Here is a 24,191-nt window from a genome sequence, read left to right as displayed (position 1 = left end):
TGGGGCCGCGTGGCGATCCTTGACCGAAGGCGGTTGTTCGCGCAGCGTGACATCCATGCCGCCACCACGCTCCGGCCGGGCCCGCCGTCCCGATCTGCGCGCGCTCCGGGCCGCCCTGCCCGAGCCCGTTCGAGCCGTCGTCACCTCCTACGAACGGCACCTGGGGCTCGAACGCGGCCTGTCCACGCACACTGTCCGGGCGTACGTCGGCGATGCGGTGTCACTGCTGGGGTTCGTCGTGGACGGTGGCGGTGACGTCGCGGAGCTGGACCTTGCGCGGCTGCGCGCGTGGCTCGCTGCCCAGCAATCCGGCGGGGCCGGCCGGACGACGCTCGCCCGGCGGGCGGCGTCGGCCCGGACGTTCACCGCCTGGGCGCACCGGACCGGCGTCCTGGCCACCGACCCGGGCGGGCGGCTCGCGGCGCCGCGGGCGCACCGGACCCTGCCGGGAGTGCTGCGTGCCGGACAGGCGGGAGAGGTCATGCAGGCGTCGGCCGCCGGGGCGGCGCAGCGCGATCCGGTCGCCCTGCGTGATCGCGCGATCGTCGAGCTGCTCTACGCCACCGGCATCCGCGTGTCCGAGTTGTGTGGACTGGACGTCGGCGGGGCCGACTTCTCCCGTCGTGTCGTGACGGTGCTGGGGAAGGGTGGCAAGGAACGCGTCGTCCCGTTCGGCGTTCCGGCAGCGGAGGCGCTCACGGACTGGATCGACGAGGGGCGGCCGAAGATCATCGCCGAAAGCGGTGGTGAGAGCGCCGAGCCCGCGCTTTTCCTGGGTGTCCGGGGCAAACGCGTCGACCCGCGGGCGGTGCGGCGCGTCGTGCACGACGCCGTCACGGCGGTGCCCGGAGCACTCGACATGGGGCCCCACGGCCTGCGGCATTCCGCCGCGACACATCTGCTCGAAGGGGGTGCCGATCTCAGGAGCGTTCAGGAACTGCTTGGTCACGCTACGCTTGCCACGACGCAGCTCTACACTCATGTGACCGTCGACCGGTTGAAAGCGATCCATGACCGAGCGCACCCCAGGGCCTGAGGCGGTCCGGGGAGGCTCGCCGGGGTCGTCACCAGCGGGCCCGGCGGCGCACGCGCATCCGCACGAGCACGGAGACGACACTGAGCCGCATGCCGAGAACGACTGTGCAATGACCGCAGGCCCGCACGTGACCGAAGCCGCCGGAGTGACCACTCACGGTGAGGCTGCCGCGCCCGCGGAGACCCGGGCCGGCTACGACGTCGACGCCGGGATCGCGGCTCTGTGGCAGCAGTTCGCCGACAGCCCGGACCAGGCGTCGCGCGATCGGCTCGTGCTGCACTACGCCCCGCTCGTCAAGTACGTCGCCGGCCGGGTCGGCACCGGGCTGCCCACCCACATCGACGTCGGCGATCTCGTCCAGTCGGGCATCTTCGGGCTCGTCGACGCGATCGAGAAGTTCGACCCCGAGCGCGGCCTGCGCTTCGAGACGTATGCGATGCAGCGCATCCGCGGCGCGATCCTCGACGACCTCCGTTCTCAGGACTGGGTGCCGCGTGCCGTGCGCAGCAAGGCCAAGGAGGCCGAGCGCGCGATGGAACGCCTCGGCGCTCGCCTGCACCGCACGCCGACCGACGCGGAGCTCGCCGCCGAACTCGGCATCGGCCTCGACGACCTGCGCGACTTCTACGGCCAGCTGCAGCTCACCAGCGTCGTCGCGCTGGAGGACCTGGTAGCCGCCGGCAAGGACAGTGGCTCGCTGGTCGACACGCTGCCCGACGACGACGCCGTCGACCCGGTCGCGGTGCTCGTCGACCAGGACAACCGCCGTCAGCTCGCCCAGGCGATCGCGCAGCTCACCGAGCGGGACAAGATCGTCGTCAGCCTCTATTACTTCGAGAGCCTGACCCTCGCCGAGATCGGCAAGGTCCTCGGCGTCACGGAGTCGCGGGTGAGCCAGCTGCACACGCGGGCGGTCATGCGGCTGCGCGCCAAGCTGGTCGAGCAGACCGGCAGCTGATCACCGATCACCTCCCCACGGCTTGAGCCGGTATTCGCCCACCTCACCGGTCAGCGCGAGGGGATCGATGTATTCCTCGCCCCGCCGGACGCCCCAGTGCAGGCACGCGGCCACCGCGCAGCCGGGATGCCCGGCGAGGACGGTGCCGAGCACCTGGCCGCGGTAGACCTGGTCACCCACGGCCACTTTCGACACGACGGGCTCGTAGGTGGTGCGCAGGCCGCCGTCGTGATCGACGGACAGCACGGGCCGCCCGCCCACCAGGCCGGCGAAGACGACGACGCCTTGGTCGGCGGCCAGCACGTCTTGCCCGGGTACGGCGGCCAGGTCGACCCCGCGATGTCCTGGACCGAAGGGCGTTTCGGGTGCGTCGAAGTACTTGGTGATCACCGGAACGGGTGACAGGGGCCACGAGAACCGCGGTTGTCGCGCGGTGAGAGAACGACCGGTCGCGACCGACGGCGGCGGGACGGCCATGATCGCGATCGCCCACGGCACGGCCGGGTCCCGCACGGCCGCAGGGGCAGCTGCGCGCACCGCTGGAGAGGGGCGCGCGGTGCTTGCGGGCCGATCTGCGCCGGGCGGTGCCGCTCCGGTTGACCATCCGGCCGGTTCTGCTGCAGGTGGAGTGAGGTCGCTCGCCTGGACCGTGGCCGGCCTGGCGAGCCGACCCGTCCCAGGCTTGGCCGCGGCTGCCATGCCCAGTCGGCCGCCCGGGTGCGGTGGTGGCATGAGGCTGGTCCGGGGTGCCGCCGCGGCGATTCGGGTGCCAGGCGGTCGTGGTTCCTGGCGGCTCGTCCGCGCCGCGGTGAGTCGGGCATGGGGCGCCAGTGGATCCGGGCCGGTCGTGCGTGGTGCCGCCGCGGTGAGGTGGGCGTCGGGCGGTTGTGATGCCAGGCCGCTGGTGCGCGATTCCGCCTCGGCGAGCTGGGCGCCCGGCGGTGAGGGTGTCGACTTGGCGGGCAGGGCGCCTGAGGGTGGCGCCAGGCCGCTCGCCCACGGCGCCGCCACCGCGCGCTGCGGCCGGGATCGGCCCACGCCGGCCGCCTCTATCCGCAGCGTCGCCGATGCTGTCACCTCACCTCCCGAAGCCGCCGCTCCCGGCGCCCGGACACCCACCTCTCCGCCGACGAATACCCCTCCCAAAACCGCCATCACCAGGGCAAACGCGCCCAAGAACCACCCCGGCGGACACCGCCGGACCTGCATGATCGACTCCATGGCTCCAGCGTGCGGCACTCGGGCGCGCCGTGGGGGGCGCGAGCCGAATCTGTGGATAACCGGACCCGATGTGGACAACCGGGTCGCGCAGCGGCCGCCGGTGGGGGCGGGGGTGGTGGGAGGGGGTAGAATCTTCTGCGCAGTCCGTTTCAGCGGGCTGACTTCGCGTGCACGTGCGCGTTCCCCCTTCTGGAAACAGCCGAGGGAGCGCACGGGGTCCGGCGGTCCTCGGGGGTCCTCCACTCCCGGGGTCCGGACGCCGGCGCGGGCACCAGGGCGAACGGCCACCCGGCCGCGAGCGACAAACCGAGCAGCGCGTCCAGCGGAAGCAAGGCGCGCACTACACAGAAGAGGTGTGATTCCGGCAATGGCCGTCGTCACCATGAAGCAGCTGCTCGACAGCGGCGTGCACTTCGGGCACCAGACCCGCCGGTGGAACCCGAAGATGAAGCGCTACATCTTCACCGAGCGCAACGGCATCTACATCATCGACCTGCAGCAGACGCTGACCTACATCGACCGTGCGTACGAGTTCATCAAGGAAACCGTCGCGCACGGCGGCACCATCATGTTCGTCGGCACCAAGAAGCAGGCTCAGGAAGCCATCGCCAACGAGGCCGCGCGCGTGGGCATGCCCTACGTCAACCAGCGCTGGCTCGGCGGCATGCTGACCAACTTCCAGACCGTGCACAAGCGCCTCCTCCGCCTCAAGGAGCTCGAGGCCCAGGAGCAGACCGGTGGCTTCACCGGCCTCACCAAGCGCGAGATCCTGACGCTGACCCGCGAGAAGGAAAAGCTCGAGAAGACCCTCGGCGGTATCCGCGACATGGCCAAGGTGCCGAGCGCGGTGTGGATCGTCGACACCAAGAAGGAGCACATCGCCGTCGGCGAGGCTCGGAAGCTGAACATCCCGGTCGTCGCGATCCTGGACACCAACTGCGACCCGGACGAGGTCGACTACCCGATCCCGGGCAACGACGACGCCATCCGGTCCGCCGCGCTGCTGACCAAGGTCGTCGCCGAGGCCGCGGCCGCCGGTCTGATGGCGCGCTCCAGCCGCAACGGTGCGTCCGCCGACGCGAAGCCGGAGCCGGGCGTCGCCTCCGACGAGCCGCTGGCCGAGTGGGAGAAGGAGCTGCTCGCCGGCTCCGAGACCGCCGCCGCCGACGCGACCGAGGCCGCTGCCGCGACCGAGGCCGCCACCGAGCAGGCGACCGCCTCCTCCTGAGGCTCCACCGCCCGTGCGGCCGCGCCCCCGGGGCCCGGCCGCACGGGTGTAGCAACCCACAGATTTCCTGCAAAGGACGGATTTACCAGAATGGCGAACTACACCGCCGCTGACGTGAAGCGCCTGCGCGAGATGACCGGCGCCGGCATGATGGACTGCAAGAAGGCCCTCGAGGAGAACGGCGGCGACTTCGACAAGGCCGTCGAGTTCCTGCGGATCAAGGGCGCCAAGGACGTCGGCAAGCGCGCCGAGCGCGCCACCGCCGAGGGCCTGGTCACCGGCGACGGCGGCGTCCTCATCGAGCTCGACTCCGAGACCGACTTCGTCGCGAAGAACGCCGACTTCCAGGCGCTCGCCGCGAAGATCGTCGAGGTCGCGAAGTCGCTCAAGACCTCCGACGTCGAGGCGCTCAAGGGTGCCGAGCTCGACGGCAAGACCGTCAACGAGGTCGTCCAGGAGCTGTCCGCCCGCATCGGCGAGAAGCTCGAGCTGCGCCGCGTCGTGGCCTTCGAGGGCCAGACCGCGACCTACCTGCACCGCCGCGGCTCCGACCTGCCGCCGGCCGTCGGTGTGCTCGTCGAGTTCACCGGTGACGACGCCGAGGCCGCCCGCGGGGCTGCCATGCAGGTCGCCGCGCTGCGCGCGAAGTACCTGACCCGCGACGAGGTGCCGGCCGACATCGTCGAGAACGAGCGCCGCATCGCCGAGCAGACCGCCCGCGAAGAAGGCAAGCCGGAGCAGGCCATGCCGAAGATCATCGAGGGCAAGGTCAACGCCTACTACAAGGACAACGTGCTGCTCGAGCAGCCGTCGGTCAAGGACAACAAGAAGACCGTGAAGGCCCTGCTGGACGAGGCCGGCGTGACGCTGACCAAGTTCGCGCGCTTCGAGGTCGGCCAGGCCTGAGGCCAGGTCCGGGCGTAGGTTTCACCCAGTGCCCCGTCTCCGTCCAATCGGGGACGGGGCACTGTCAGGTCTGGATATGACAAAAACAGGTCGAGAGGCCTAGGAGGCGACATAGATGGGTGACCGGGTCGAAGGTGGCTACCGGCGGGTGCTGCTGAAACTGGGCGGCGAGATGTTCGGCGGTGGTTCGATCGGCGTCGATCCCGACGTCGTGCACTCGGTCGCGCAGCAGATCGCCGACGTCGCCCGCACCGGTGTCCAGGTCGCGGTCGTGATCGGCGGCGGCAACTACTTCCGGGGCGCCGAACTGTCGCAGCGCGGCATGGACCGCGACCGCGCCGACTACATGGCGATGCTGGGCACCGTGATGAACTGCCTGGCGCTGCAGGACTTCCTGGAGAAGGAGGGCCTGCCCACCCGCGTGCAGACCGCCATCACGATGGGCCAGGTCGCCGAGCCCTACATCCCGCGCCGCGCCGAGCGGCACCTGGAGAAGGGCCGCGTCGTGATCTTCGGCGCCGGGGTCGGCATGCCGTACTTCTCGACCGACACCGCGGCCGCGCAGCGGGCGCTCGAGCTGGGCTGCGAAGCCGTGCTGATGGCGAAGGCCGTCGACGGCGTCTACACCGCGGACCCGAAGGCCGACCCCACCGCCGAGATGTTCCGCGAGATCACCCACCGCGAGGTGCTGGAGCGGGACCTCAAGGTCGCCGACGCGACGGCGTTCAGCCTCTGCATGGACAACAACATGCCGATCATCGTGTTCAACCTGCTCACCGAGGGGAACATCGCCCGCGCGGTGAGTGGTGAAAGAATCGGCACGTTGGTCAGCACCCCCACTGCCGGGGTGCCGGCCTAGACCTGCTGGGATCAGCAAGCGCCACCCATCACAACTACGGGAGTGACCGTGATCGACGAGACCCTCCTCGATGCCGAGGAGAAGATGGAAAAAGCGGTGTCCGTCGCCAAGGACGAGCTGCAGTCGGTTCGCACCGGCCGGGCTTCGTCGGCGATGTTCTCGCGGATCGTCGTCGAGTACTACGGCTCGCCGACCCCGCTGAACCAGCTGGCCAGCGTGAACGTGCCGGAAGCCCGGATGGCGCTCATCAAGCCGTACGACCAGTCGCAGCTCGGCGCGATCGAGAAGGCGATCCGGGAGTCGGACCTCGGGGTCAACCCGAGCAACGACGGGCAGGTCATCCGCATCGTCATCCCGCAGCTCACCGAGGAGCGGCGCAAGGAAATGGTGAAGGTCGCGAAGGGCAAGGGCGAGGACGCCCGCGTCTCGATCCGCAGCGTCCGCCGCAAGGCCAAGGACGAGCTGGACCGCATCGCCAAGGACGGCGAGGCCGGTGAAGACGACGTCGCGCGCGCGGAGAAGGAGCTGCAGAACCTGACCGACACCTACGTGCACAAGGTCGACGAGCTGGTCAAGCACAAGGAAGCCGAGCTGCTCGAGGTCTGATGGCACAGGTGAGCGAGGAACGCGAGGACCGGGTGGACGCCACCGGAGCACACCCGGCGGCCGCGCCCGGGACGCCGGAGCCGGGCGAAGCCGGCACCCCGGCCACGCCGGACTTCCCGGGCGAGGGCGGGGCTTCGGCGACCTCGGAAACCGGCCGGGCCACGGGGACGCCGGTCGTGCCGGAGACCTCGGAGGCCGGCGAAGCGGCCCGGTTGTCGGCCGCCGGGACCACCGCTGCGGAAGCGCCTGCTGCCGCGGCCCAGGGCACTCCTGCGGACCCGGAGACGGGTGCGTCGGACACGCCGGCGCCGCCGGAGGCGGTCAAGAAGGCCTCCAAGGCCGGGCGGAACCTGCCCGCGGCCATCGGGGTCGCCCTTCTGCTCGGCGCCGCGATCATCGTTTCGCTGCTCACCGTTCGCTATCTCTTCATCGGGATCATCGCGATCGCGATCGCGGTCGGCACCTTCGAATTCGCCGGGGTGCTGCGCCGGGTCGCCGACATCCGGGTCGCGATGATCCCGGTGCTCGTCGGCGGGCAGGCGATGATCTGGCTCGCCTGGCCGTTCGGTCGCGAAGGCGCGCTCACCGCGTTCGTCCTCACCGTCCTCGCCTGCCTGCTCTGGCGGCTGCCCGGCGGCGCGAAGGGCTACCTGCGCGACATCAGCGCGTCCACCTTCGCCGCCGCGTACCTGCCGCTCTTCGGGGCCTTCGCGGCGATGCTCGTGCCGCCGGAGGACGGCGTCGGGCGGGTGCTCACCTTCCTGATCGGCGTCGTCGCGTCGGACACCGGTGGCTACATCGCCGGCGTTCTCGGCGGCAAGCACCCGATGGCGCCGACCATCAGCCCGAAGAAGACCTGGGAAGGCTTCGCCGGCTCGGTGATCGGCGGGGTCGTCGCCGGGGCGCTCACCCTCAGCCTGCTGCTCGACGGCCACGTCTGGCAGGGCGTGATCTTCGGTGTCGCCATCGTGCTGACCGCGACGCTGGGCGATCTCGTAGAGTCGCTGATCAAGCGCGACCTCGGCGTCAAGGACATGGGCACGCTGCTGCCCGGGCACGGCGGGATCATGGACCGGCTCGACTCGCTGCTGCCGTCGGCCGTCGTGTCCTGGCTGCTGCTTTCGGCGTTCGTTCCGGTCTAGTCGTCGTAGGGGTCGTCGACCTCCGCGCGGCCCCAGCCTTCGGTGACGCGCGAGTGGTCGATCACCGCGAACACCGCTCCCTCGGGGTCGGCGAGGATCGCCATCCGGCCGAACGGCGTGTCGTACGGCTGGATCACCACCGTGCCGCCGTGCATGATCGCTTCGCCCGCCACCGCGTCGACTCCGCGGGCCGGGTCGATGTCGAAGTACACGAGCCAGTGCGGCGGGGTGTCGAGGCTGTACTCCGAACCCATCACGTACCGGTACAGCACCGGCTCGTGCTCGATGAGCCATTCGACGTAGTCCAGCATCTCGCCGTCGCCGATCTGATGGCTGCCGTAGGTGAACAGCTTGGTGTAGAAGTGATCCGCCGCGACGCCGTCGTGGGTGTTGAGGTCCGCGCCGCTGAAGGTGTTCGGGATGCCGGTGACGAACTCCCAGTTCGGCGGCACCTCCCAGAACACCACCGGCGCGCCGCACGCGTCGAGGGCGTGCATGATCGTGCCGCGGTCCGGGATCGCCACCGGCCCGAGCGTGATCCGCCCGCCGAGGTGCTCCACCCACTCGGCCGCGCTCGCGGTGTGCGGCACGGAAATGTGCGGCATCCACCCCAGCGGCGCACCCTGGGCCGCGCGGTAGAGCCCGCCGACCGGGAGGCCGTTGAGCGCGCCGATGGCGTAGCGGCCGTCGGACGTCGCGGGGTCTCGCTGAGTGGTGTACTCCCAGCCGAAGAGGGCACCGTAGAATCTTTCCGCCACGGCCTGCTCCCGGCAGGCCAGCTCGATCCAGCACGGAATTCCGGCCGGGACCGGGGACGGGGTACTGGACGGGCCGATTGCCATGGGTGCTCCTCCCGATACCCACCGGATTCTAGGCGTGATCCGTGAGTTTTCCGCCAAGAATTCGCCACCGTGCGGGCACGGCCCGGCGACGAGGACCCGGAAGGAGCAGCGGGGGTGCGGTGGTCGTCGCGGCGCACGGAGGTCGTGCCGAGCCCCAACATCTGGTACTACCAGGCCGATTACGAGCTGGAGAACCGCGCGCAGGACAGCGGCGGGGAGATCTGGCGGGTGCTGCGGGAGGAGCACGACTGGACCGGCCTGGACGTGCTGGACGTCGGCTGTGGTGACGGGTTTCACTTGCCGCGCTTCGCCCGGGACGCGCGCTCGGTGCTCGGAGTGGAGCCGCACGAGCCGTTGGTGCGAAGCGCGCTGAAGCGCATCGAGGGACTGTCGAACGTGGACGTCCGGATGGGCCGCGCGCAGCGGCTGCCGGTCCGCAGCGCGAGTGTCGACATCGTCCATGCGCGCACGGCGTACTTCTTCGGGCCCGGCTGCGAGCCCGGGCTGGCGGAGGCGGAACGGGTGCTGCGGCCGGGCGGCGCCATCCTGATCGTCGACCTGGACGTCACCAGCGAGCCCTACGGCCGCTGGATGCGCGCCGACCTACCGCACTACGACCCGGGCGCCGTGGAACGGTTCTTCGCCCGGGCCGGGTTCGGCTGCCGCCGCGTCGCGACCGAATGGCGTTTCGCGACCGCCGCGGACCTCGAAGCCGTGCTGAAGATCGAGTTCAGCCGGCCGGTCGCCGAACAGGCGATCGCGGAGTCCTTGCAGCGTAACGGGAATCGCGCCGAGGACCTGACGCTGCCGGTGGGCTACCGCGTCCACGCGCGGGTCAAGCCCACCGGCCTCGTCCTGCCTGGTCACTCCGCCTTCTCCGGCGAAGCGGACTCGTCCTCGTCTTCGCCGAGGATGCCGTAGAGCGAGCGCCGGGCGTCGTTGAGCACCTCGGCCGCGCGGGCCTGCTGGCTCTCGGACCCCGCGCGCATGATCTGCACGACGGCGGCGGCCAGGTTCTTGCCCGCCTTCGCGAGCCCGACCTCGACCGGGTCGACGTCCTGCGCGATCTGCTCCCACGGCGGGGTGCTGTCCTGCTCTTCCGCGGCGGCGCGGCCGGCGTCGGTCAGCTCGAACAGCTTCTTGCCGTTCTCGTCCTTGCTGATCACCAGGCCTTCGTCGGCCAGCATCTGCAGGGTCGGGTAGACCGAGCCCGGGCTCGGGCGCCAGAAGCCGCCGGAGCGTTCGCCGATCTCGCGGATGATCTCGTAGCCGTGCCGGGGCTGCTCGGCGAGCAGCGCCAGGATCGCGGCGCGGACGTCACCGCGGCGGCTGCGCCGTCCGCCGTGACCCCGCCGGTGCGGGCCGTGGCCGCGACCGCGTCCACCGGGGCCGAAGCCCGGGGGGAACTCGCCGAAACCACCGAAGGGCCCGAAGGGTGCGCGCCCACGTTCGTGGGCGAAGGGGTGTCGTTGCCTACGCATGTCATGTTCCTTTCTCGAACTGTTGCGACACGTTCACGATATATCGGAAACAGTCGGCTGGCAACCGGTCTTCGGTGACGCCGGTCACCTGGGAAGATCGGCGTGTGCCGGAAACCATCGACGAGATCGACGCGCGCCTGCTCCAGGCGCTGGGGGAGGACCCGCGGTCCACGGCGGTCGCGCTGGCCGAGCGGCTGGGCCTGTCCCGCAACACGGTGCAGGCCCGGCTCGTGCGGCTGGAGCAGCGCGGCGTCCTGAGGTCGTTCGAGCGCCGGATCGACCCGGCGCGGCTGGGCTACCCGCTGCGGGCGTTCGTCAACGCGCAGGTCGACCAGCGGCGCCTCGCCGAGATCGGCACCGCCCTCGCCGCGATCCCCGAGGTCACCGAGGTGTGCGGGCTGACCGGGGCGAGCGACCTGATGGTGCAGGTGGTCGCCGTCGACGCCGACGACCTCTACCGGATCGCCGGCCACATCCTGGCCTCGCCCGGCGTGGAGCGGACGAACATCTCCCTCGTCATGCGCGAGCTCGTCCCGTACCGGCTGGCGCCCCTGCTGGAGCGCGTGCATTCTGCGCAGCCGGAGGCCTGAGCCCCCGGGATCCGGTGCGCATTCTGCGCACTTGCGGCGGCATCGGTTGTGCGATGCGTCCACCAGTGCTGTCCTGGTGTGCGCTTCCTGCACGAAAGGTGTCGACGATGACCCATGCCCCCGTGACCGCCCCGGCGCTCACCGCGATCGAGCAGCGGGTCCTCTGGCTCGCCACCGCGATCGTGCACCAGGCCAACCGGGTCCGGCCGAACCCGTCCGGGCTCAAGGTGGGCGGGCACCAGGCGTCGTGCGCGTCGCTGGTCTCGATCATGACGTCGCTGTGGTTCCGGCACCTGCGCCCCGAAGACCGCGTCTCGGTGAAGCCGCACGCGTCGCCGGTGCTCCACGCGATCAACTACCTGCTCGGCGAGCTGGACGAGGCCTACCTGCCGACCCTGCGCGAGTTCGGCGGCCTGCAGAGCTACCCGAGCCGCGCGAAGGACCCCGACCCCGTCGACTACTCGACCGGCTCGGTCGGCATCGGCGCCACCGCCCCGATCTGGGGTGCGCTGGCCCGCCGCTACCTGACGACCCGGGGTTCGGCGGCCGGCACCGGACGGCAGTACTCGCTCGTCGGTGACGCCGAGCTCGACGAAGGCGCGATCTGGGAGGCCATCCTCGACCCGGCCGTCGCGGAGCTCGGCGAGATCGTCTGGATCGTCGACCTCAACCGCCAGTCGCTCGACCGGGTGGTCCCGAACATCGCGGCCGGACGGCTGCAGGGCATGTTCGACGCCGCCGGCTGGCAGGTGCTGACCCTGAAGTACGGGCGGCTGCTGGAGGAGCTGTTCACCCGGCCCGGCGGCGCCGAGCTGCGCGCCCGCATCGACGGCATGCCGAACCCCGAGTACCAGCGGCTGCTGCGCTGCGACGCCGCCCAGCTGCGCGACCGGCTGCCCGCGGGGAACGCCGCATTGAGTGAGCTGGTCGCCTCGCTGGACGACGAGACGCTGCTGGCCGCGATCCGGAACCTCGGCGGTCACGACCTCGGCTCGCTCGACGAGGTTTTCGCGTCCATATCGGACGACCGGCCGACGGTGATCTTCTGCTACACCGTCAAGGGCCGCGGCCTGCCCACGCAGGGGCACCCGCAGAACCACTCCTCGCTGCTGACCGTGGCCCAGATGGAAGAGCTGGCCGCTTCGCTGGGTACGGACCTCGCTTCGCCGTGGGAGGGCTTCGCTGCCGGGTCGCCCGAAGCCGCGTTGTGCGCTGAAGTCGCTTCGCGCCTTCGCCGTCCGGACGTTCCTTCGGCGCCTTCGCTGGACCTGCCGGTCGACATCGGACGTACACCGTCCGGGACCGCGACGACGCAGGCAGCGCTGGGGCGAGTGCTGCTCGACCTGACGCGCGAAGCGCCCGAAGCGGCGAAGCGCGTGGTGACGGTCAGCCCCGACGTCAGCTCGACGACCAACCTCGGCGGCTGGGTCAACAAGGTCGGCGTGTGGTCGGCCACCGAGCGCCGCGACTGGTTCGAGGACGACCCCGAGACGATCATGCACTGGCGGGAGAAGCCGACCGGCCAGCACGTCGAGCTGGGCATCGCCGAGACGAACCTGGTCGGCCTTCTCGGCGAGCTGGGCGCGACCTGGAGCCGCTGGGGCGAGCCGCTGCTGCCCATCGGCGTCATGTACGACCCGTTCGTCGAGCGCGCGCTGGAGCCGTGGTCGTTCGGCATCTACGCGGGCGGGCAGTCGATCCTGATCGGGACGCCGTCCGGTGTCACGCTCGCTCCGGAAGGCGGCGCGCACCAGTCGATCACCACGCCGTCGATCGGTATCGAGCAGCCCGGCTGCGTCAGCTACGAACCGGCGTTCGCGATCGACACCGAGTGGACGCTGCTGGCCGCGCTCGGCCGGCTCGGCAAGCCGGGCGGGACGTCGTCCTACTTCCGGCTCTCGACGCGCCCGGTCGACCAGACCCTCGCCGCGGTGCCCGCCGACCCGGCCGCGCGCGAACGTCGTCGCCGTCAGGTCGTGGCGGGCGCGTACCTGCTGCGGCGCGCCGCTTCACCTGCCGTCACGCTCGCCGCGATGGGCGCGCTGGTGCCGGACACCTTGGCGGCGGCCGAGCGGCTGGCCCAGGTCGGCGTCGAGGCGGACGTCGTCTGCGTGACCAGCCCGGGACTGCTGTTCGAGGCCGTGCAAGCCCGGTCCGGCCGGGGCGGCGCCGAGTCGTGGATCCTGGACCAGGTCTTCCCGGCTTCGCGGGCCAAGCCGCTGGTCACGGTGCTCGACGGGCACCCGCACACGCTGGCGTTCCTGGCCGGGATCAACCGGGTCCCGTCGGTGGCGCTCGGCGTCACCGGCTTCGGGCAGTCGGGGTCGCTGGAGGACGTCTACCGCCACCACGGCATCGACACGGACGCGATCATCCGGGCCGCGCTCGACGCCGTCAGCTGAAGGTGGCGCCGGCGAGCAGGGTGTCCATCTTGGCGTCCCAGCCGGGGAAGGACCCGTACTGGACGACCAGGACCTTGCTCGTCGGCAGCCACCACATCCGGACCTGGTTGTTCTGCGCCGAGTTCTCGCAGGTGACCTGCCAGCGGCCGTACTCGGCCTTCTTGGGCCCGATCGGCGCGAAGCCGGAGTCGAGGAGCTTGCTGTCCTTGGCTCCCGAGGCCTTTCCGGGCGGCGAAGCGGGCGTGATGCAGGTCGGCAGGTCGGTGCCGGTGTACCAGCCGAAGGGCCGCTTCGTGCTCGGCGGGTTGATCGGGGCGTCGGGGTCCGCCTTGCGCAGGTCCAGGACCCGCGCTTCGCAGACCGCGGTGCCTTCGGCGATGCAGCCGTCGAGCAGGCCGTCCGGGCTGTGCTCGGTGTAGGTCGCGCCCGCGGGCAGGGGCAGGTGCAGGGCGCCCACGTTCGCCTGCGGCCCGCTCGGCTTCTCGGGCCCGTTCTCCGCCGGGGTGCTGCAGGCGGCGACGCCCAGGGTGAGGGCGACAACCAGGACAAGGTGCCGGAGGGACACGCGCTCACCTCTCTCGTCGGACGCGGTGCACGGTGGATCATCCCTGTGGGTGACCCGGCCCCGCCGACCGGGGGCGGTCCGTGACCTGGGGTACACCTGGTGGGGGCGCCACGGGCGACCCCGGCGCGCGCGTGGGAGACTGGTCCGGTTATGACTGCCCTTCCCCTCGTCTTCGACGCTCCCAAGCGCGGCCTGCCGCCGCGCCACCTCGCCGACCTCTCGGTGTCCGAGCGTGCGGACGCCGTCGCCGAGCTGGGGGAGAAGCCGTTCCGCGCGAAGCAGCTGTCGAACCACTACTTCTCCCGCCTGACGGTGGACCCGGAGGAGATGACGGACATCCCGGCGGCTTCGCGCGCGCGGCTCGTCGAGTCGCTGATGCCGACGCTGCTCACGGAGGTCCGCGCCCTGGCGGCCGACAACGGCGCGACGCGCAAGACGCTGTGGCGCGCCCACGACGGCACGCTCCTGGAGAGCGTCCTGATGCGGTACCCGGACCGCGCGACGCTGTGCATTTCGAGCCAGGCGGGCTGCGGCATGGCCTGCCCGTTCTGTGCGACGGGCCAGGGCGGCCTGGACCGCAACCTGTCGACGGCGGAGATCGTCGACCAGGTCCGTTCCGCGGCGGCGGTCATGCGCGACGGCACGATGCCCGGTGGCCCCGGCCGGCTGTCGAACATCGTCTTCATGGGCATGGGCGAGCCGCTGGCCAATTACAAGCGGGTGGTGGCCGCGGTGCGGCGGATCACCGATCCCGCTCCCGGTGGGCTGGGGATCGGGCAGCGTTCGGTGACGGTGTCGACGGTGGGCCTGGCGCCGGCGATCCGCAAGCTGGCGGACGAGAAGATGCAGGTGCGGCTGGCGGTGTCGCTGCACACGCCGGACGACGAGCTGCGGGACACGCTGGTGCCGGTGAACAACCGGTGGTCGGTGGACGAGGTGCTCTCGGCCGCGCGGTACTACGCCGATACTTCCGGGCGGCGGGTGTCGATCGAGTACGCGCTGATCCGGGACATCAACGACCAGCCGTGGCGGGCCGAGCTGCTCGCGAAGCGGTTGAGGCAGCACCTGGGTCAGCTGGTGCACGTGAACGTGATCCCGCTGAACCCGACGCCGGGCAGCAAGTGGGATGCGTCGCCGAAGCCGGTCGAGCGGGAGTTCGTGCGGCTGGTGAACGCCGGGGGAGTAGCGTGCACGGTGCGTGACACGCGCGGCCAGGAGATCGCCGCCGCCTGCGGGCAGCTTGCTGCCGAAGGCTGAGTTTTCGTTTCGGTTATGGAGAAATCGTCGTGATGTATGCGCCCAGCCTGCTGGACCCGGCTGCGGAATCGTTGAAACTGTCGGACTTCACCGGCGCCACGGACGTCGCCCGCCAGGCGCGGACGCTGCTCGGTGAGCGGTTCAGCTCGGTGACGTTCATGTACGTCCTGATGCGGGCGTACGAGGTCGAGTACAACGCGGCGCGCGACGCTTCGCGGTGGCACGAGTTCCACGGCGGCCCGCGGGCGCTTTCGGACGCCGATCTGGAGAAGCTGCTCGCTCCGTGGCTTGACCGCTGACCGGCACGAATGGCGGCAGACACCCCGCGGCCGCGGTGTTAGAACGGTAGGCATGCCGCATCGGATTGCTCGATACGCCACGGTCGCCGTCGGGGTTGTCGCACTGAGCGGTGCCGGGGTTGCTCCCGCGCACGCCGTCAGTGGCCCGATCCAGAGCTTCACCTTCAGCGGGACCACGCTGACCGCGGTCAACCAGTATTCCTACTTCCCGCTCGGGCCCATCATCCCGTTGCCCGTCTCGATTTCGCGGCCGGCCGACGGTGGCGCGCAGGTCGTGGCCAGTGGCAAGGGGGTCGTGCAGTACGCGTGCCAAGGGACGGCGATCACCACCTACACCGCCAACGGCGCGGAACTCACCGTGCCGTGCGGCTGACCGGGGACGCCAGGGACTCCGACAGCGTGACCAGCTCCCGGGCGTCCTCGTCCAGGCTGCCGCCGTCCGGGATGGCGATCGGCATCGGCTCCTCCGGGACCTGCTCGCCCCGGGCGTGGGCGGTCAATGCCTCCGTCAGCCGATCCGGCAGCGGGCCTTCCGAGCACGCGACGTACGGGCTGATCCGGACCAGCCCGTCGCGGCATTCGATCACCCTCCGGTAATACCGGCGGTGGACGCCGAGGAGGCTCAGCGTGTCCCAGCGGCCCAGCGGGGTTCGGCTCAGTGCGTCCTCGGGGAACGCCTCGTGCAGATTTGTCCACAATGGACGGAGGCGGTGGTACGTGCGCAGGTGCTGCCACCACACCCTGGCCGCCGCCAGGCGGGTGGCGACGCCGGGGTAGGACAAGCCCACCACGAGCAGGATCGCGCTCGGGAACACCAGGAACACCGTGCCCTGGACCAGCAGCCAGGGGATCGCCGCGCCCGTCCAGCGGACCAGGACCACCGCGATCAGGGTCGCTCCGCCCAGCGCGCCGATCGCGAAACCCACCGACGCCACCGACAAACCCCGCGCCAGCCGCGGTGCCGCCCCGCGCGCGTAGCGACGCGCGAAGAAGCAGGCGCTCGCGATGCCGTACGTGAGGTACAGATCCGCCGCGAGGTAGAAGACCGACACCGCGGCCCGGGGGTACTGCGCGGGCGGGACGTCCGGCATCAGCACCGTCACCGCCGCCATCACCAGGATCGCCGTGGCCAGCGGGATCAGTTCCAGCAGCGCGCGGCGCCGGGCCCGGTCAGCCGGGAGGGCCGAGAACAGGAAGAAACACGCCAGGGAAAAGACCAGCCCGCACAGGAAGATGTGCTGGAACAGCAGCGGCACGATCCGCCCCGGATCCGGCTGGTTGACGTCGCCCGCCAGCAGGCCCAGCGGGTACGCGGCCGCGAAGCAGGCCAGGCACGCGGTGACCATCCAGCGCGCGATGTCGCCCGGTGCGCGCGTCAGCTGGTAGATCTTCCACAGCAGCGCCGGGAACAGGATGACGCCCTGGAGCACGATCAGCGTGACCTTGCTGTTCACAGCCAGCCCAGCCGTTCGTCGAGCGCCGCGTCGATCCGCCGGGCGGCGCCCTCGTCCGACGACGGCGGTGCCACCCGGTCGAGGACCGAGGCCCACTCCAGGATGATCGTCGCCACCGTCTCGGCCTCCCGCTCGTGGTCGGTGTCGTAGGACGTGCGGAGCAGGGCTCGCCGGACCGCCTCCGGTTCCAGGCCCGGCGCCAGCCGGCCGACCAGGTCGGGGTTCTCCGCGGTGGCGCCGTGACCGGCCAGCATGTGGCCCAGCTCGTGCAGGATGATGTGGCGCTGGTGGGCCCTGCTCGTGTCCTGCTGGTAGACGATGTAGTCGGCCTGGGCGGTGGCGATCCAGGCCCCGAACGGCCCCGGCACCGGGATCCGGTGCGGCAGCAGCCGGATCGGGCGGCCGCGCTGCTCGCCGACGCTGCGGCACAGCTCGAGGACGTCCAGCGGGGGCCGGATGCCCAGTTCGTTCAGCAGCCGCCTGCAGCGGCGCCGCAACTCGCGTTCCTTCACCAGCCGCCTTGCCATCGCCGTCGGAGCACACGGACGGTAGCCCGTTCCACCCTTACGGTAGACGACGGCACCCCGGACGATCATCGCCCGCCCTGGGGACCCGGAGCCGTCAGCCGTTCTCCAGCGCGATCTCACACAGCGACGCGCGCAACGGTGAACTGCCGCTCACCGGGTCGCTCGGTCCTTGGGCCAGCACGAGGTTGAGGTTGGCGCTGCCCTCGCCGGTGACCGGGTAGCCCGGCTCGCCGAGGCCCGCCGCCGGCTGCCACCAGCCGTGCTGGCCGCACACCACGCCCGGGTCGAGGTTGACGTTGAACTTCGCCCGCGCGCGGACGTTGCCCCGGGGCGTCTCCAGCCGCACCCAGTCGCCGGCGGTGATGCCGCGGGCCGCCGCCGTGTCCGGGTGCAGCTCCACCTGGGGGTCGGGGGCGGACTTGCGCAGGCTCGGGATCGCGCGGTGCTGGGTCTCGCAGAAGAACAGCGACTTGGCGCAGGTCAGGACCAGCGGGTAGCGGGCCGCCAGGTCCGGCCGGGACAGCGGGCCGATCGACGGCTCGTCGTAGGTCGGCAGCGGCGGATACCCCTTCCGGAGCAGCGTTTCGGAGTACAGCTCGACGACGCCGGAGGGCGTCCGGAACCCCTGCCGTTCGTACTTGCGGTGGACCGTCCGCAGCGGCAGGCGGATGCCCTCGGGGGCGGCCCGCAGCTGTTCGAGGCTCAGGCCGCTCGGGGCGAGCCGGTGGCGCCAGGCCGCCTCGATGTCGCCGTCGAAGAAGTGCTCGCCCAGCCCGAGCGCGACGGCGAGGTCGAAGATGATCCGCAGGTCCGGACGCGCTTCGCCGCGCGGGGCGACCAGCGGACGCCGCAGCTGGACGGTGGCTTGCGCGTCCTGGCCGGTCTCGAACCCGATCCGCAGCGCCTCGGCTTCCCACGCGCTCGTCGCCGGCAGCACGATGTCGGCCTGCTCCGCGGTCGGGCTCATGAACAGGTCCGTGTGCACGAAGAAGTCCAGTGCGCGCAGGGCGTCCCGGCCACGCGCGCTGTCGCCGTGGGCCAGCACCAGGTTGGCGCCGAAGTTGACCAGCGCCCGGGCCCGGTACGGGACGCCGTCCAGTGCCGCCCGGTAGAAGTCCTCGCCGGTGACGTACTCGAACCGCGCCGGGCCGAGCGGCCGTTCGCCGACGCCGATGGCCTTGGCCCGCTGCCCGTCCGGCAGCAGCGCCGCTCCGTCGACCGGGTTCGCCGGCACGGGCGTGAACAGCACGTTCCCGCCGGGCACGTCGAGGCAGCCGGTGAGGGCGTACAGCTGGCCGATCGCCCGGACGGTCTGCGTGGCGTTGCTGTGCTGCTCCAGCCCGCTCCAGGTGTAGAACGCGACCGGGCGCGCCTCCCACAGCAGCCGGGCCGTGGCGGTGATCCGGTCCGCGGGGACGCCGGTGATCCGCTCGGCGACGTCCGGGGCGAACCGGGCGCACTCTTCGGCGATGAGGTCCCAGACCCGGCGGGTCGCCACCCCGGCCGGCACCGGTGTGCCGGGGGCCAGCAGCTCGCCGGTGTCGGTCCGGACCGACCACGGCGCGTTGGTCCACCGTTCGACGAAGTCGGGGTCGTACCAGCCGTTTTCGATCATCTCGTGGGTGATCGCCAGCGCGAGAGCGGCGTCCGTGCCGGGCCGGACGCGCAGCCAGTGGTCGGCCTTGCTGGCCAGGCCGGCCCGGCGCGGGTCCACAACGACGAGCTTCGCGCCCCGCCGCAGCGCCGCCGTGGTCGCGGTGGCGTGCGCGAGCCGGGACACCGACGGGTTGTACCCCCAGTAGAGGACGCAGCCGGCGTGGTCGAGATCGGGCAGGTAGGCGCCGGGCACCGGCTCGCCCCAGGTGTAGGTGGTGGCCAGATGGCGTCCCCAGCCGCACAGTTCCATGTAGCTGACCAGGTTCGGGCTTCCGAAGGCCCGCCGGAGCCGGGTCAGCCAGTCGACCGAATCGGACATCGCCGACGTCGACGGCGAGGCACTGCCGAACACGACGGCTTCCGGCCCGGACCCGGCGGCGATCGCCGTCAGCCGCGTCGCGACGGTGGCCAGGGCCTCGTCCCAGCCGATGCGCTCCCAGCCGGGGTCGGCCGCGCCCTTCGGAGCGGTCCGCCGCAGGGGGTGCAGCAGCCGGCCGGGGTGCTCGACGATCTCCGGCGCGGCCTTGCCCTTGACGCAGAGGGCCTGCCCGGTGGGGTGGCCGGGCAGCGGGCGCAGGGCGAGCAGGCGTCCGTCCTCGACGGTGGCGGTGGCCCCGCACCGGGACACGCACAGCGGGCAGAAGGTCGCCACTTCGGTCGCCATCGGCGCACCTTTCGATACGTCCGTCCGGAGCATTCATCGTGGCACCGGCGCACCCGGGTGGCGCACTACAAGTTGATAAAGGACTTTTCGTGGGGAATTCGCCGGTTTTAATTCGGTGGCGTGGCCGGGGGCGACGGAGTTGAGTCCGTGCCCATGGTGCAGGTGCACGGAACGTGCGACGAGCGGTTCGGAGAGGTGCGCGACGCGCTCGCGGAGTCCTTGGCCAAGGACGACGTCGGCGCTTCGGTCGCGGTCGCCTTCCGCGGCGAGCTGGTGGCCGACCTGTGGGGCGGGTACGCCGACGCCGGCCGGACCGTGGCCTGGGAAGAAGACACGATCACCAACGTCTGGTCCACGACCAAGACGATGATCGCGTTGTGCGCCTTGATCCTCGCCGATCGCGGCGAGCTCGACCTCGACGCGCCGCTCGTCCGGTACTGGCCGGAGTTCGGCGCCGCGGACGTCCGCGTGCGGCACGTTCTGTCGCACACGGCGGGGCTGCCGGTCTGGGACACGCCGATCACGCTCGAAGACATCGGTGACCCGGGCAAAGTCACCACGCTGCTGGCCGCGCAGAAACCACGGTGGACACCCGGGGAAATCGGCTGCTACCACGCGCTCACGCAGGGGTTCCTGCTCGGGGAGATCGTCCGCCGGATCACCGGGAAGACGATCGGCGCGTTCTTCGCCGCGGAAGTCGCCGGGCCGCTGGGCGCCGATTTCCACATCGGACTGCCCGACCGCCACCACCACCGCGTGGCGCCGTCCCTCGCGCCGCCCGGCGGGCTGACCGTGCCGCCGCCCACCGAGCTCTTCGACGCCGCCCCCAATCCCGAGTTCGTGCCCGAGGACACGAACACCGCGGCCTGGCGCCGTGCGGAAATCCCGTCGGGGGCCGGTTACGGCAATGCCCGGTCCGTCGCCCGGGTCCAGTCGGTCCTGTCGGCCGGCGGGGCCGTCGACGGCGTCCGGCTGCTCTCGCGGGCCGGGTGTGAGCGGGCACTGGAGGAGCAGTACCACGGTCTCGACTACGGCTTCGGCGTCCCGATGCGGTACGGCCTGGGCTACGGCATCAGCGGCCGGAACTGCTTCTGGGGCGGCATGGGCGGTTCGCTGGTGTTCAACGACCTCGACGCCGGCCTCACCGTCGCCTACGCGATGAACCAGATGCTCGACGCCATCGTCGGCGACGGCCGCGGCATGACCATGGTCGGCGCGGCGTACAGCGGCCTGGGGTAGGCGTCAGCGCGGCCGGCCCGGCGCCCAGAGGCCGTCCGCGTCACCCGCCTCCAGGCGGCCCCGGTACACCCCGATCTTCCGGTCGATCAGCTTCAGGTTCTCCTCCAGCTCCGCCAGCCTCGCCAGCACGTCGGCGCGGTGTTCCTCCAGCAGGGCCAGGCGTTCCTGCTCGTTGCCGCGGCCGGCGGCGACGAGGTCCGCGTACCGGCGGATCGTCTTGATCGGCATGCCCGTCGCGCGGAGCTTGGTGCAGATCTTGATCCAGTCCAGGTCCAGTTTGTGGTAGCGGCGCCGGCCGCCGCTCGTGCGGTCGACCCGGGTCACCACGAGGCCCGCTCGTTCGTAGTAGCGCAGCGTGTGGGCGCTGACCCCGGTCCGGCGGGCCGCGTCCGCGATCGACAGGCCCTCCGCGGGGATCGGGTTGACTTCGAGCACGCTCTAAATCCTAGCGTCGAAGGCATGACCACCAACCGTCCCGGGCTCGTGCTCGCCATCTGCTGCGCCAGCATCGTCGTCGTGGTGATGGACATCTCCATCGTCACCGTCGCCCTGCCCGCCATCCGCCATGACCTGGGCGCTTCCGTCTCCGGACTGCAGTGGACCGTCGACGCCTACACGCTCGTGCTGGCGGCCTTCCTCGTGCTCGCCGGGTCCGCCGCCGACCGGTTCGGCCGCCGCCGCGTCTTCCGGTGGGGGCTCGCCCTCTTCGGCCTCGGGTCGCTGCTGTGCAGCCTGGCCCCGGGCATCGGCTGGCTGATCGCGGCCCGCGCGCTGCAGGCCGCCGGCGGCACCATGCTCAACCCGGTCGCGATGGCCATCGTCGCCACCACCTTCCCCGCGCCGGCCGAGCGCGCTCGCGCCATCGGCGTGTTCGGTTCGATGTCGGGCCTGGCGCTCGCGCTCGGGCCGATCCTCGGCGGCGCGCTCGTCGACGGCTTCGGCTGGCGGGCCGTCTTCTGGGTCAACGTCCCGATCATCGCCGCCGCGCTCGTCGCGACGACGCTGTTCGTGCCCGAGTCGCGTGCGCCGCGGGCCCGCCGGTTCGACCCGGTGGGGCAGGTGCTCGTGCTGCTGGTGCTCGGCAGCGTCGTCTCCGCGCTGATCGAGTCGCCGCGGCTGGGCTGGACGTCACCGTGGAGCGTCGGCCTGCTGGTCCTCGCCGGGCTCGGCGTCCTGGGCATCCTCGCCTACGAACCGCGCCGCACCGATCCGCTGCTCGAACTGCGCCTGTTCCGCAGCCTCTCGTTCAGCGCGGCGATCGTCATGGCCCTGTTCGCGCTGTGCGGGTTCGGCGCCTTCCTGTTCGTCACGACGCAGTACCTGCAGGACGTCCGGGGCCTGACCCCGCTGAGAGCGGGCCTGTGCCTGCTGCCGGTCGGCGTACTGGTCCTGGTCCTGTCCCCGCGGACCGGACGGTTCGTCGGCACGCGCGGGCCGCGGTGGCCGCTGGTGGTCGCCGGTGCCGCCCTCGCCGTGGGCGGCGTCGTCTCGGCGTTCCTCGGCCCGGCCACGCCGCTGCCCGCCGTGCTCGCGAGTTTCCTGCTGTTCGGCGTGTTCCTCGGCACGGTGAACCCGCCGATCACGAACACCGCCGTCTCCGGCATGCCGGGGTCGATGGCCGGGGTGGCCGCGTCGCTGGCCTCCGCCGGACGGCAGACCGGGACCACCCTCGGCGTCGCGCTTTCGAGCGCGGGACACGGCGTGTGGTGGCTGGTCGCCGGGCTCGGAGCCGGTCTGGTCGTCCTGGCGCTGCTGAGCACCGGACGCCGGGCGGCCGCGACGGCCGGCCGGGCGGCGGCGCTGTTCGACGAGCTCAGCCTCCCGCGACCGACGGGATGATCGACGCGCACCCTCCTGGTGATGCAGGTCACAGGTACGCTGCCGGAAAAATCTCCCCGGGGAAATGTCGAACGCCGGTCGCGGCCGTTCGACGCGGGGGTGAAGGCCGGTCACCGCGTCCGGGAACGCACCGGACCCCGGCCGAGGGAACACCAGGGAGCACACCATGCGGTTTCTCATGATGCACCGGGTCGACGAGCAGGACCCGAAGAGCTGGAACCCGAGCCAGGAGTTCATCGAGCAGATGGGCGGGTTCATCCAGGAGGCGGCGGAGAAGGGCATCCTGATCACCGCGGAGGGCGTCCACCCGACGGAGAAGGGCTCGCTGGTCCGCAAGCCGCGCGGGGCCGCGATCCGCGTGACCGACGGGCCGTTCGCCGAGGCCAAGGAGGTCATCGGCGGGTTCGCGCTGATCAACGCGGCGGACCGGGCGGAGGCCGTCGAGTTCGCCAAGCGCTACGTCGAGCTGTTCGACCAGGACATCGAGGTGGAGGTCCGCCAGGTCGTCGAGTTCGACGAGCTGCCGACGCAGGACTGACGTCCGTCCGGTGGCGCTAGGCTGGCCGGGACAAACGACTCCGGGGGGGTGAGCGGATGTTCCTGGTCACCGGCGCCACCGGCAACGTCGGCGCGGAAGTGGTTTCGGCACTCGCGGCGGTGGGCGCCCCGGTCCGGGCGCTGGTGCGCCGGCCGGACGTCGTCCTCCCGGACGGGGTCGAAGCCGCCGTGGGCGATCTCGGCTCGCCCGGAAGCCTCACGGACGCGCTCAAGGGGGTCGAGGGCGTCTTCCTGCTGTCCGGCTACGAGGACATGTCCGGCCTGCTGCGGGACGCCGGGGTGCGGCGGATCGTGCTGCTGTCCGGGGGCTCGGCGGCGTTGGAGGACTTGGACAACGCCGTCTCCCGGTACATGACGCTGTCCGAGCGCGCGGCGCGGGAATCGGGCCTGGACTGGACGTTCCTGCGGCCGCGCGCGTTCATGTCGAACGCCCTGCGCTGGCTGCCGCAGCTGCGCGCGGGCGACACGGTCCGCGTCCAGTTCCCCGACGTCCCGGTGGCGTGCATCGACCCGGCGGACATCGCGGCGGTGGCGGCGCTCGCTCTGGCCGGCGGGCACGAAGGGCTGGTGCACGAACTGACCGGGCCGGTGGCGATGCGGCCCGCGGAGCAGGTCGCGGTCCTGGCCTCGGTGCTGGGACGGGACCTGCTGACCGTCGAGCTGTCGGACGACGAGACACGGGTGGAGCTCGAAGCGGGCATGCCGCGCGAGTACGTCGACGCGTTCTGGAACTTCTACGTCGACGGGACCTTGGACGAGGCCACGGTGCACCCGACGGTTTCGGAGGTGACCGGGCGGCCGGCGCGGACGTTCGAGGAGTGGGCCGAGGCGCACGCGGGCGTCTTCCGCTGACCCGGTGGGG

Annotated in this window: 25 protein-coding genes; 17 read left to right on the top strand and 8 right to left on the bottom strand. The window is 71.5% G+C overall.

Annotation, left to right across the window (positions count from 1 at the left end; translation table 11 throughout):
- Positions 1 to 55 precede the first annotated feature (55 nt).
- Positions 56 to 1,036, top strand: coding sequence for a tyrosine recombinase XerC (locus H5965_RS31580; protein ID WP_310974435.1), 981 nt, complete (start codon positions 56 to 58; stop codon positions 1,034 to 1,036).
- Positions 1,037 to 1,145: 109 nt separating this feature from the next.
- On the top strand, positions 1,146 to 1,994 hold the full coding sequence (locus tag H5965_RS31575) for a FliA/WhiG family RNA polymerase sigma factor (RefSeq protein ID WP_086845360.1): 849 nt from the start codon (positions 1,146 to 1,148) through the stop codon (positions 1,992 to 1,994).
- Here H5965_RS31575 and H5965_RS31570 read toward each other — a convergent pair whose 3' ends face one another.
- Positions 1,995 to 2,471, bottom strand: a complete 477-nt coding sequence (locus H5965_RS31570) for a M23 family metallopeptidase (RefSeq protein WP_310974757.1) — start codon at positions 2,469 to 2,471, stop codon at positions 1,995 to 1,997. It lies immediately after the preceding gene.
- Positions 2,472 to 3,582: 1,111 nt separating this feature from the next.
- On the opposite strand from H5965_RS31570, the gene rpsB reads away from it, so the two are divergent.
- The 5 genes from rpsB to H5965_RS31545 all read left to right on the top strand — a co-directional run bounded on the left by rpsB (position 3,583) and on the right by H5965_RS31545 (position 7,956).
- Entirely contained in the window at positions 3,583 to 4,443 is an 861-nt protein-coding gene (rpsB, locus tag H5965_RS31565) for a 30S ribosomal protein S2 (RefSeq protein ID WP_310974434.1), read from the top strand.
- 90 nt (positions 4,444 to 4,533) lie between these two features.
- Complete coding sequence (tsf, locus tag H5965_RS31560; protein ID WP_310974433.1) at positions 4,534 to 5,349, top strand: translation elongation factor Ts; 816 nt, start codon at positions 4,534 to 4,536, stop codon at positions 5,347 to 5,349.
- A gap of 115 nt (positions 5,350 to 5,464) precedes the next feature.
- Positions 5,465 to 6,208 carry a UMP kinase gene (gene pyrH, locus H5965_RS31555; RefSeq protein ID WP_013223864.1) on the top strand — a complete coding sequence of 248 codons (744 nt, stop codon included), beginning with the start codon at positions 5,465 to 5,467 and terminating at the stop codon, positions 6,206 to 6,208.
- Between the two features lie 48 nt (positions 6,209 to 6,256).
- Complete coding sequence (gene frr / locus H5965_RS31550; protein WP_003065592.1) at positions 6,257 to 6,814, top strand: ribosome recycling factor; 558 nt, start codon at positions 6,257 to 6,259, stop codon at positions 6,812 to 6,814.
- On the top strand, positions 6,814 to 7,956 hold the full coding sequence (locus H5965_RS31545) for a phosphatidate cytidylyltransferase (RefSeq protein WP_310974432.1): 1,143 nt from the start codon (positions 6,814 to 6,816) through the stop codon (positions 7,954 to 7,956). The genes frr and H5965_RS31545 overlap by 1 nt, the downstream gene beginning before the upstream one ends.
- Here H5965_RS31545 and H5965_RS31540 read toward each other — a convergent pair.
- Positions 7,953 to 8,798 (bottom strand): VOC family protein, encoded by an 846-nt coding sequence (locus H5965_RS31540; RefSeq protein ID WP_310974431.1) that lies wholly within the window; start codon positions 8,796 to 8,798, stop codon positions 7,953 to 7,955. The two genes, H5965_RS31545 and H5965_RS31540, sit on opposite strands and share 4 nt — an antisense overlap.
- Before the next feature lie 114 nt (positions 8,799 to 8,912).
- Here H5965_RS31540 and H5965_RS31535 point away from each other — a divergent pair, with 114 nt between their 5' ends.
- Positions 8,913 to 9,719: a class I SAM-dependent methyltransferase gene (locus H5965_RS31535; RefSeq protein WP_310974756.1), complete on the top strand. Its 807-nt coding sequence runs from the start codon at positions 8,913 to 8,915 to the stop codon at positions 9,717 to 9,719.
- On the opposite strand, the gene H5965_RS31530 is transcribed toward H5965_RS31535, so the two are convergent.
- Entirely contained in the window at positions 9,662 to 10,279 is a 618-nt protein-coding gene (locus H5965_RS31530) for a PadR family transcriptional regulator (RefSeq protein WP_310974430.1), read from the bottom strand. The genes H5965_RS31535 and H5965_RS31530 overlap by 58 nt on opposite strands.
- Positions 10,280 to 10,383: 104 nt before the next feature.
- Between H5965_RS31530 and H5965_RS31525 the strand changes: the two genes are divergently transcribed.
- Positions 10,384 to 10,869 (top strand): Lrp/AsnC family transcriptional regulator, encoded by a 486-nt coding sequence (locus tag H5965_RS31525; RefSeq protein WP_310974429.1) that lies wholly within the window; start codon positions 10,384 to 10,386, stop codon positions 10,867 to 10,869.
- Between the two features lie 107 nt (positions 10,870 to 10,976).
- On the top strand, positions 10,977 to 13,271 hold the full coding sequence (locus tag H5965_RS31520; RefSeq protein WP_310974428.1) for a transketolase-like TK C-terminal-containing protein: 2,295 nt from the start codon (positions 10,977 to 10,979) through the stop codon (positions 13,269 to 13,271).
- On the opposite strand, the gene H5965_RS31515 is transcribed toward H5965_RS31520, so the two are convergent.
- Positions 13,264 to 13,836 carry a hypothetical protein gene (locus H5965_RS31515; protein WP_310974427.1) on the bottom strand — a complete coding sequence of 191 codons (573 nt, stop codon included), beginning with the start codon at positions 13,834 to 13,836 and terminating at the stop codon, positions 13,264 to 13,266. The two genes, H5965_RS31520 and H5965_RS31515, sit on opposite strands and share 8 nt — an antisense overlap.
- A 150-nt stretch (positions 13,837 to 13,986) precedes the next feature.
- Here H5965_RS31515 and rlmN point away from each other — a divergent pair, with 150 nt between their 5' ends.
- From rlmN to H5965_RS31500, 3 genes are read left to right on the top strand one after another with little or no spacing between them, the layout of a single operon-like run.
- Positions 13,987 to 15,093: a 23S rRNA (adenine(2503)-C(2))-methyltransferase RlmN gene (rlmN, locus tag H5965_RS31510; protein WP_310974426.1), complete on the top strand. Its 1,107-nt coding sequence runs from the start codon at positions 13,987 to 13,989 to the stop codon at positions 15,091 to 15,093.
- Positions 15,094 to 15,125: 32 nt separating this feature from the next.
- Positions 15,126 to 15,392 carry a hypothetical protein gene (locus H5965_RS31505; RefSeq protein ID WP_310974425.1) on the top strand — a complete coding sequence of 89 codons (267 nt, stop codon included), beginning with the start codon at positions 15,126 to 15,128 and terminating at the stop codon, positions 15,390 to 15,392.
- A gap of 52 nt (positions 15,393 to 15,444) precedes the next feature.
- Positions 15,445 to 15,765: a hypothetical protein gene (locus tag H5965_RS31500; protein WP_310974424.1), complete on the top strand. Its 321-nt coding sequence runs from the start codon at positions 15,445 to 15,447 to the stop codon at positions 15,763 to 15,765.
- Here H5965_RS31500 and H5965_RS31495 read toward each other — a convergent pair.
- From H5965_RS31495 to H5965_RS31485, 3 genes are all read right to left on the bottom strand, one after another.
- On the bottom strand, positions 15,746 to 16,846 hold the full coding sequence (locus H5965_RS31495; RefSeq protein ID WP_310974423.1) for an MAB_1171c family putative transporter: 1,101 nt from the start codon (positions 16,844 to 16,846) through the stop codon (positions 15,746 to 15,748). The two genes, H5965_RS31500 and H5965_RS31495, sit on opposite strands and share 20 nt — an antisense overlap.
- On the bottom strand, positions 16,843 to 17,358 hold the full coding sequence (locus tag H5965_RS31490; protein ID WP_310974755.1) for a hypothetical protein: 516 nt from the start codon (positions 17,356 to 17,358) through the stop codon (positions 16,843 to 16,845). Before H5965_RS31490 ends, H5965_RS31495 begins: the two co-directional genes overlap by 4 nt.
- Positions 17,359 to 17,467: 109 nt before the next feature.
- On the bottom strand, positions 17,468 to 19,693 hold the full coding sequence (locus H5965_RS31485; RefSeq protein WP_310974422.1) for a molybdopterin-dependent oxidoreductase: 2,226 nt from the start codon (positions 19,691 to 19,693) through the stop codon (positions 17,468 to 17,470).
- 153 nt (positions 19,694 to 19,846) lie between these two features.
- On the opposite strand from H5965_RS31485, the gene H5965_RS31480 reads away from it, so the two are divergent.
- The gene (locus H5965_RS31480) at positions 19,847 to 20,932 is read left to right on the top strand and encodes a serine hydrolase domain-containing protein (RefSeq protein WP_310974754.1); all 1,086 of its coding nucleotides are present in this window, start codon (positions 19,847 to 19,849) and stop codon (positions 20,930 to 20,932) included.
- Positions 20,933 to 20,935: 3 nt separating this feature from the next.
- Here H5965_RS31480 and H5965_RS31475 read toward each other — a convergent pair whose 3' ends face one another.
- Positions 20,936 to 21,367, bottom strand: a complete 432-nt coding sequence (locus tag H5965_RS31475; RefSeq protein ID WP_310974421.1) for a MerR family transcriptional regulator — start codon at positions 21,365 to 21,367, stop codon at positions 20,936 to 20,938.
- A gap of 24 nt (positions 21,368 to 21,391) precedes the next feature.
- Here H5965_RS31475 and H5965_RS31470 point away from each other — a divergent pair, with 24 nt between their 5' ends.
- From H5965_RS31470 to H5965_RS31460, 3 genes are all read left to right on the top strand, one after another.
- Positions 21,392 to 22,771 (top strand): MFS transporter, encoded by a 1,380-nt coding sequence (locus tag H5965_RS31470; RefSeq protein WP_310974420.1) that lies wholly within the window; start codon positions 21,392 to 21,394, stop codon positions 22,769 to 22,771.
- Positions 22,772 to 22,937: 166 nt separating this feature from the next.
- Complete coding sequence (locus H5965_RS31465) at positions 22,938 to 23,309, top strand: YciI family protein (RefSeq protein WP_310974419.1); 372 nt, start codon at positions 22,938 to 22,940, stop codon at positions 23,307 to 23,309.
- Between the two features lie 56 nt (positions 23,310 to 23,365).
- Positions 23,366 to 24,181, top strand: coding sequence for an NAD(P)H-binding protein (locus H5965_RS31460; RefSeq protein WP_310974418.1), 816 nt, complete (start codon positions 23,366 to 23,368; stop codon positions 24,179 to 24,181).
- Positions 24,182 to 24,191: the final 10 nt, after the last annotated feature.

This window comes from Amycolatopsis sp. 505, assembly GCF_031625235.1.
Lineage (GTDB): Bacteria > Actinomycetota > Actinomycetes > Mycobacteriales > Pseudonocardiaceae > Amycolatopsis.
The sequence above is the reverse complement of the archived record's forward strand: the minus strand, read 5'-3'. Positions and strand labels throughout refer to the sequence as shown.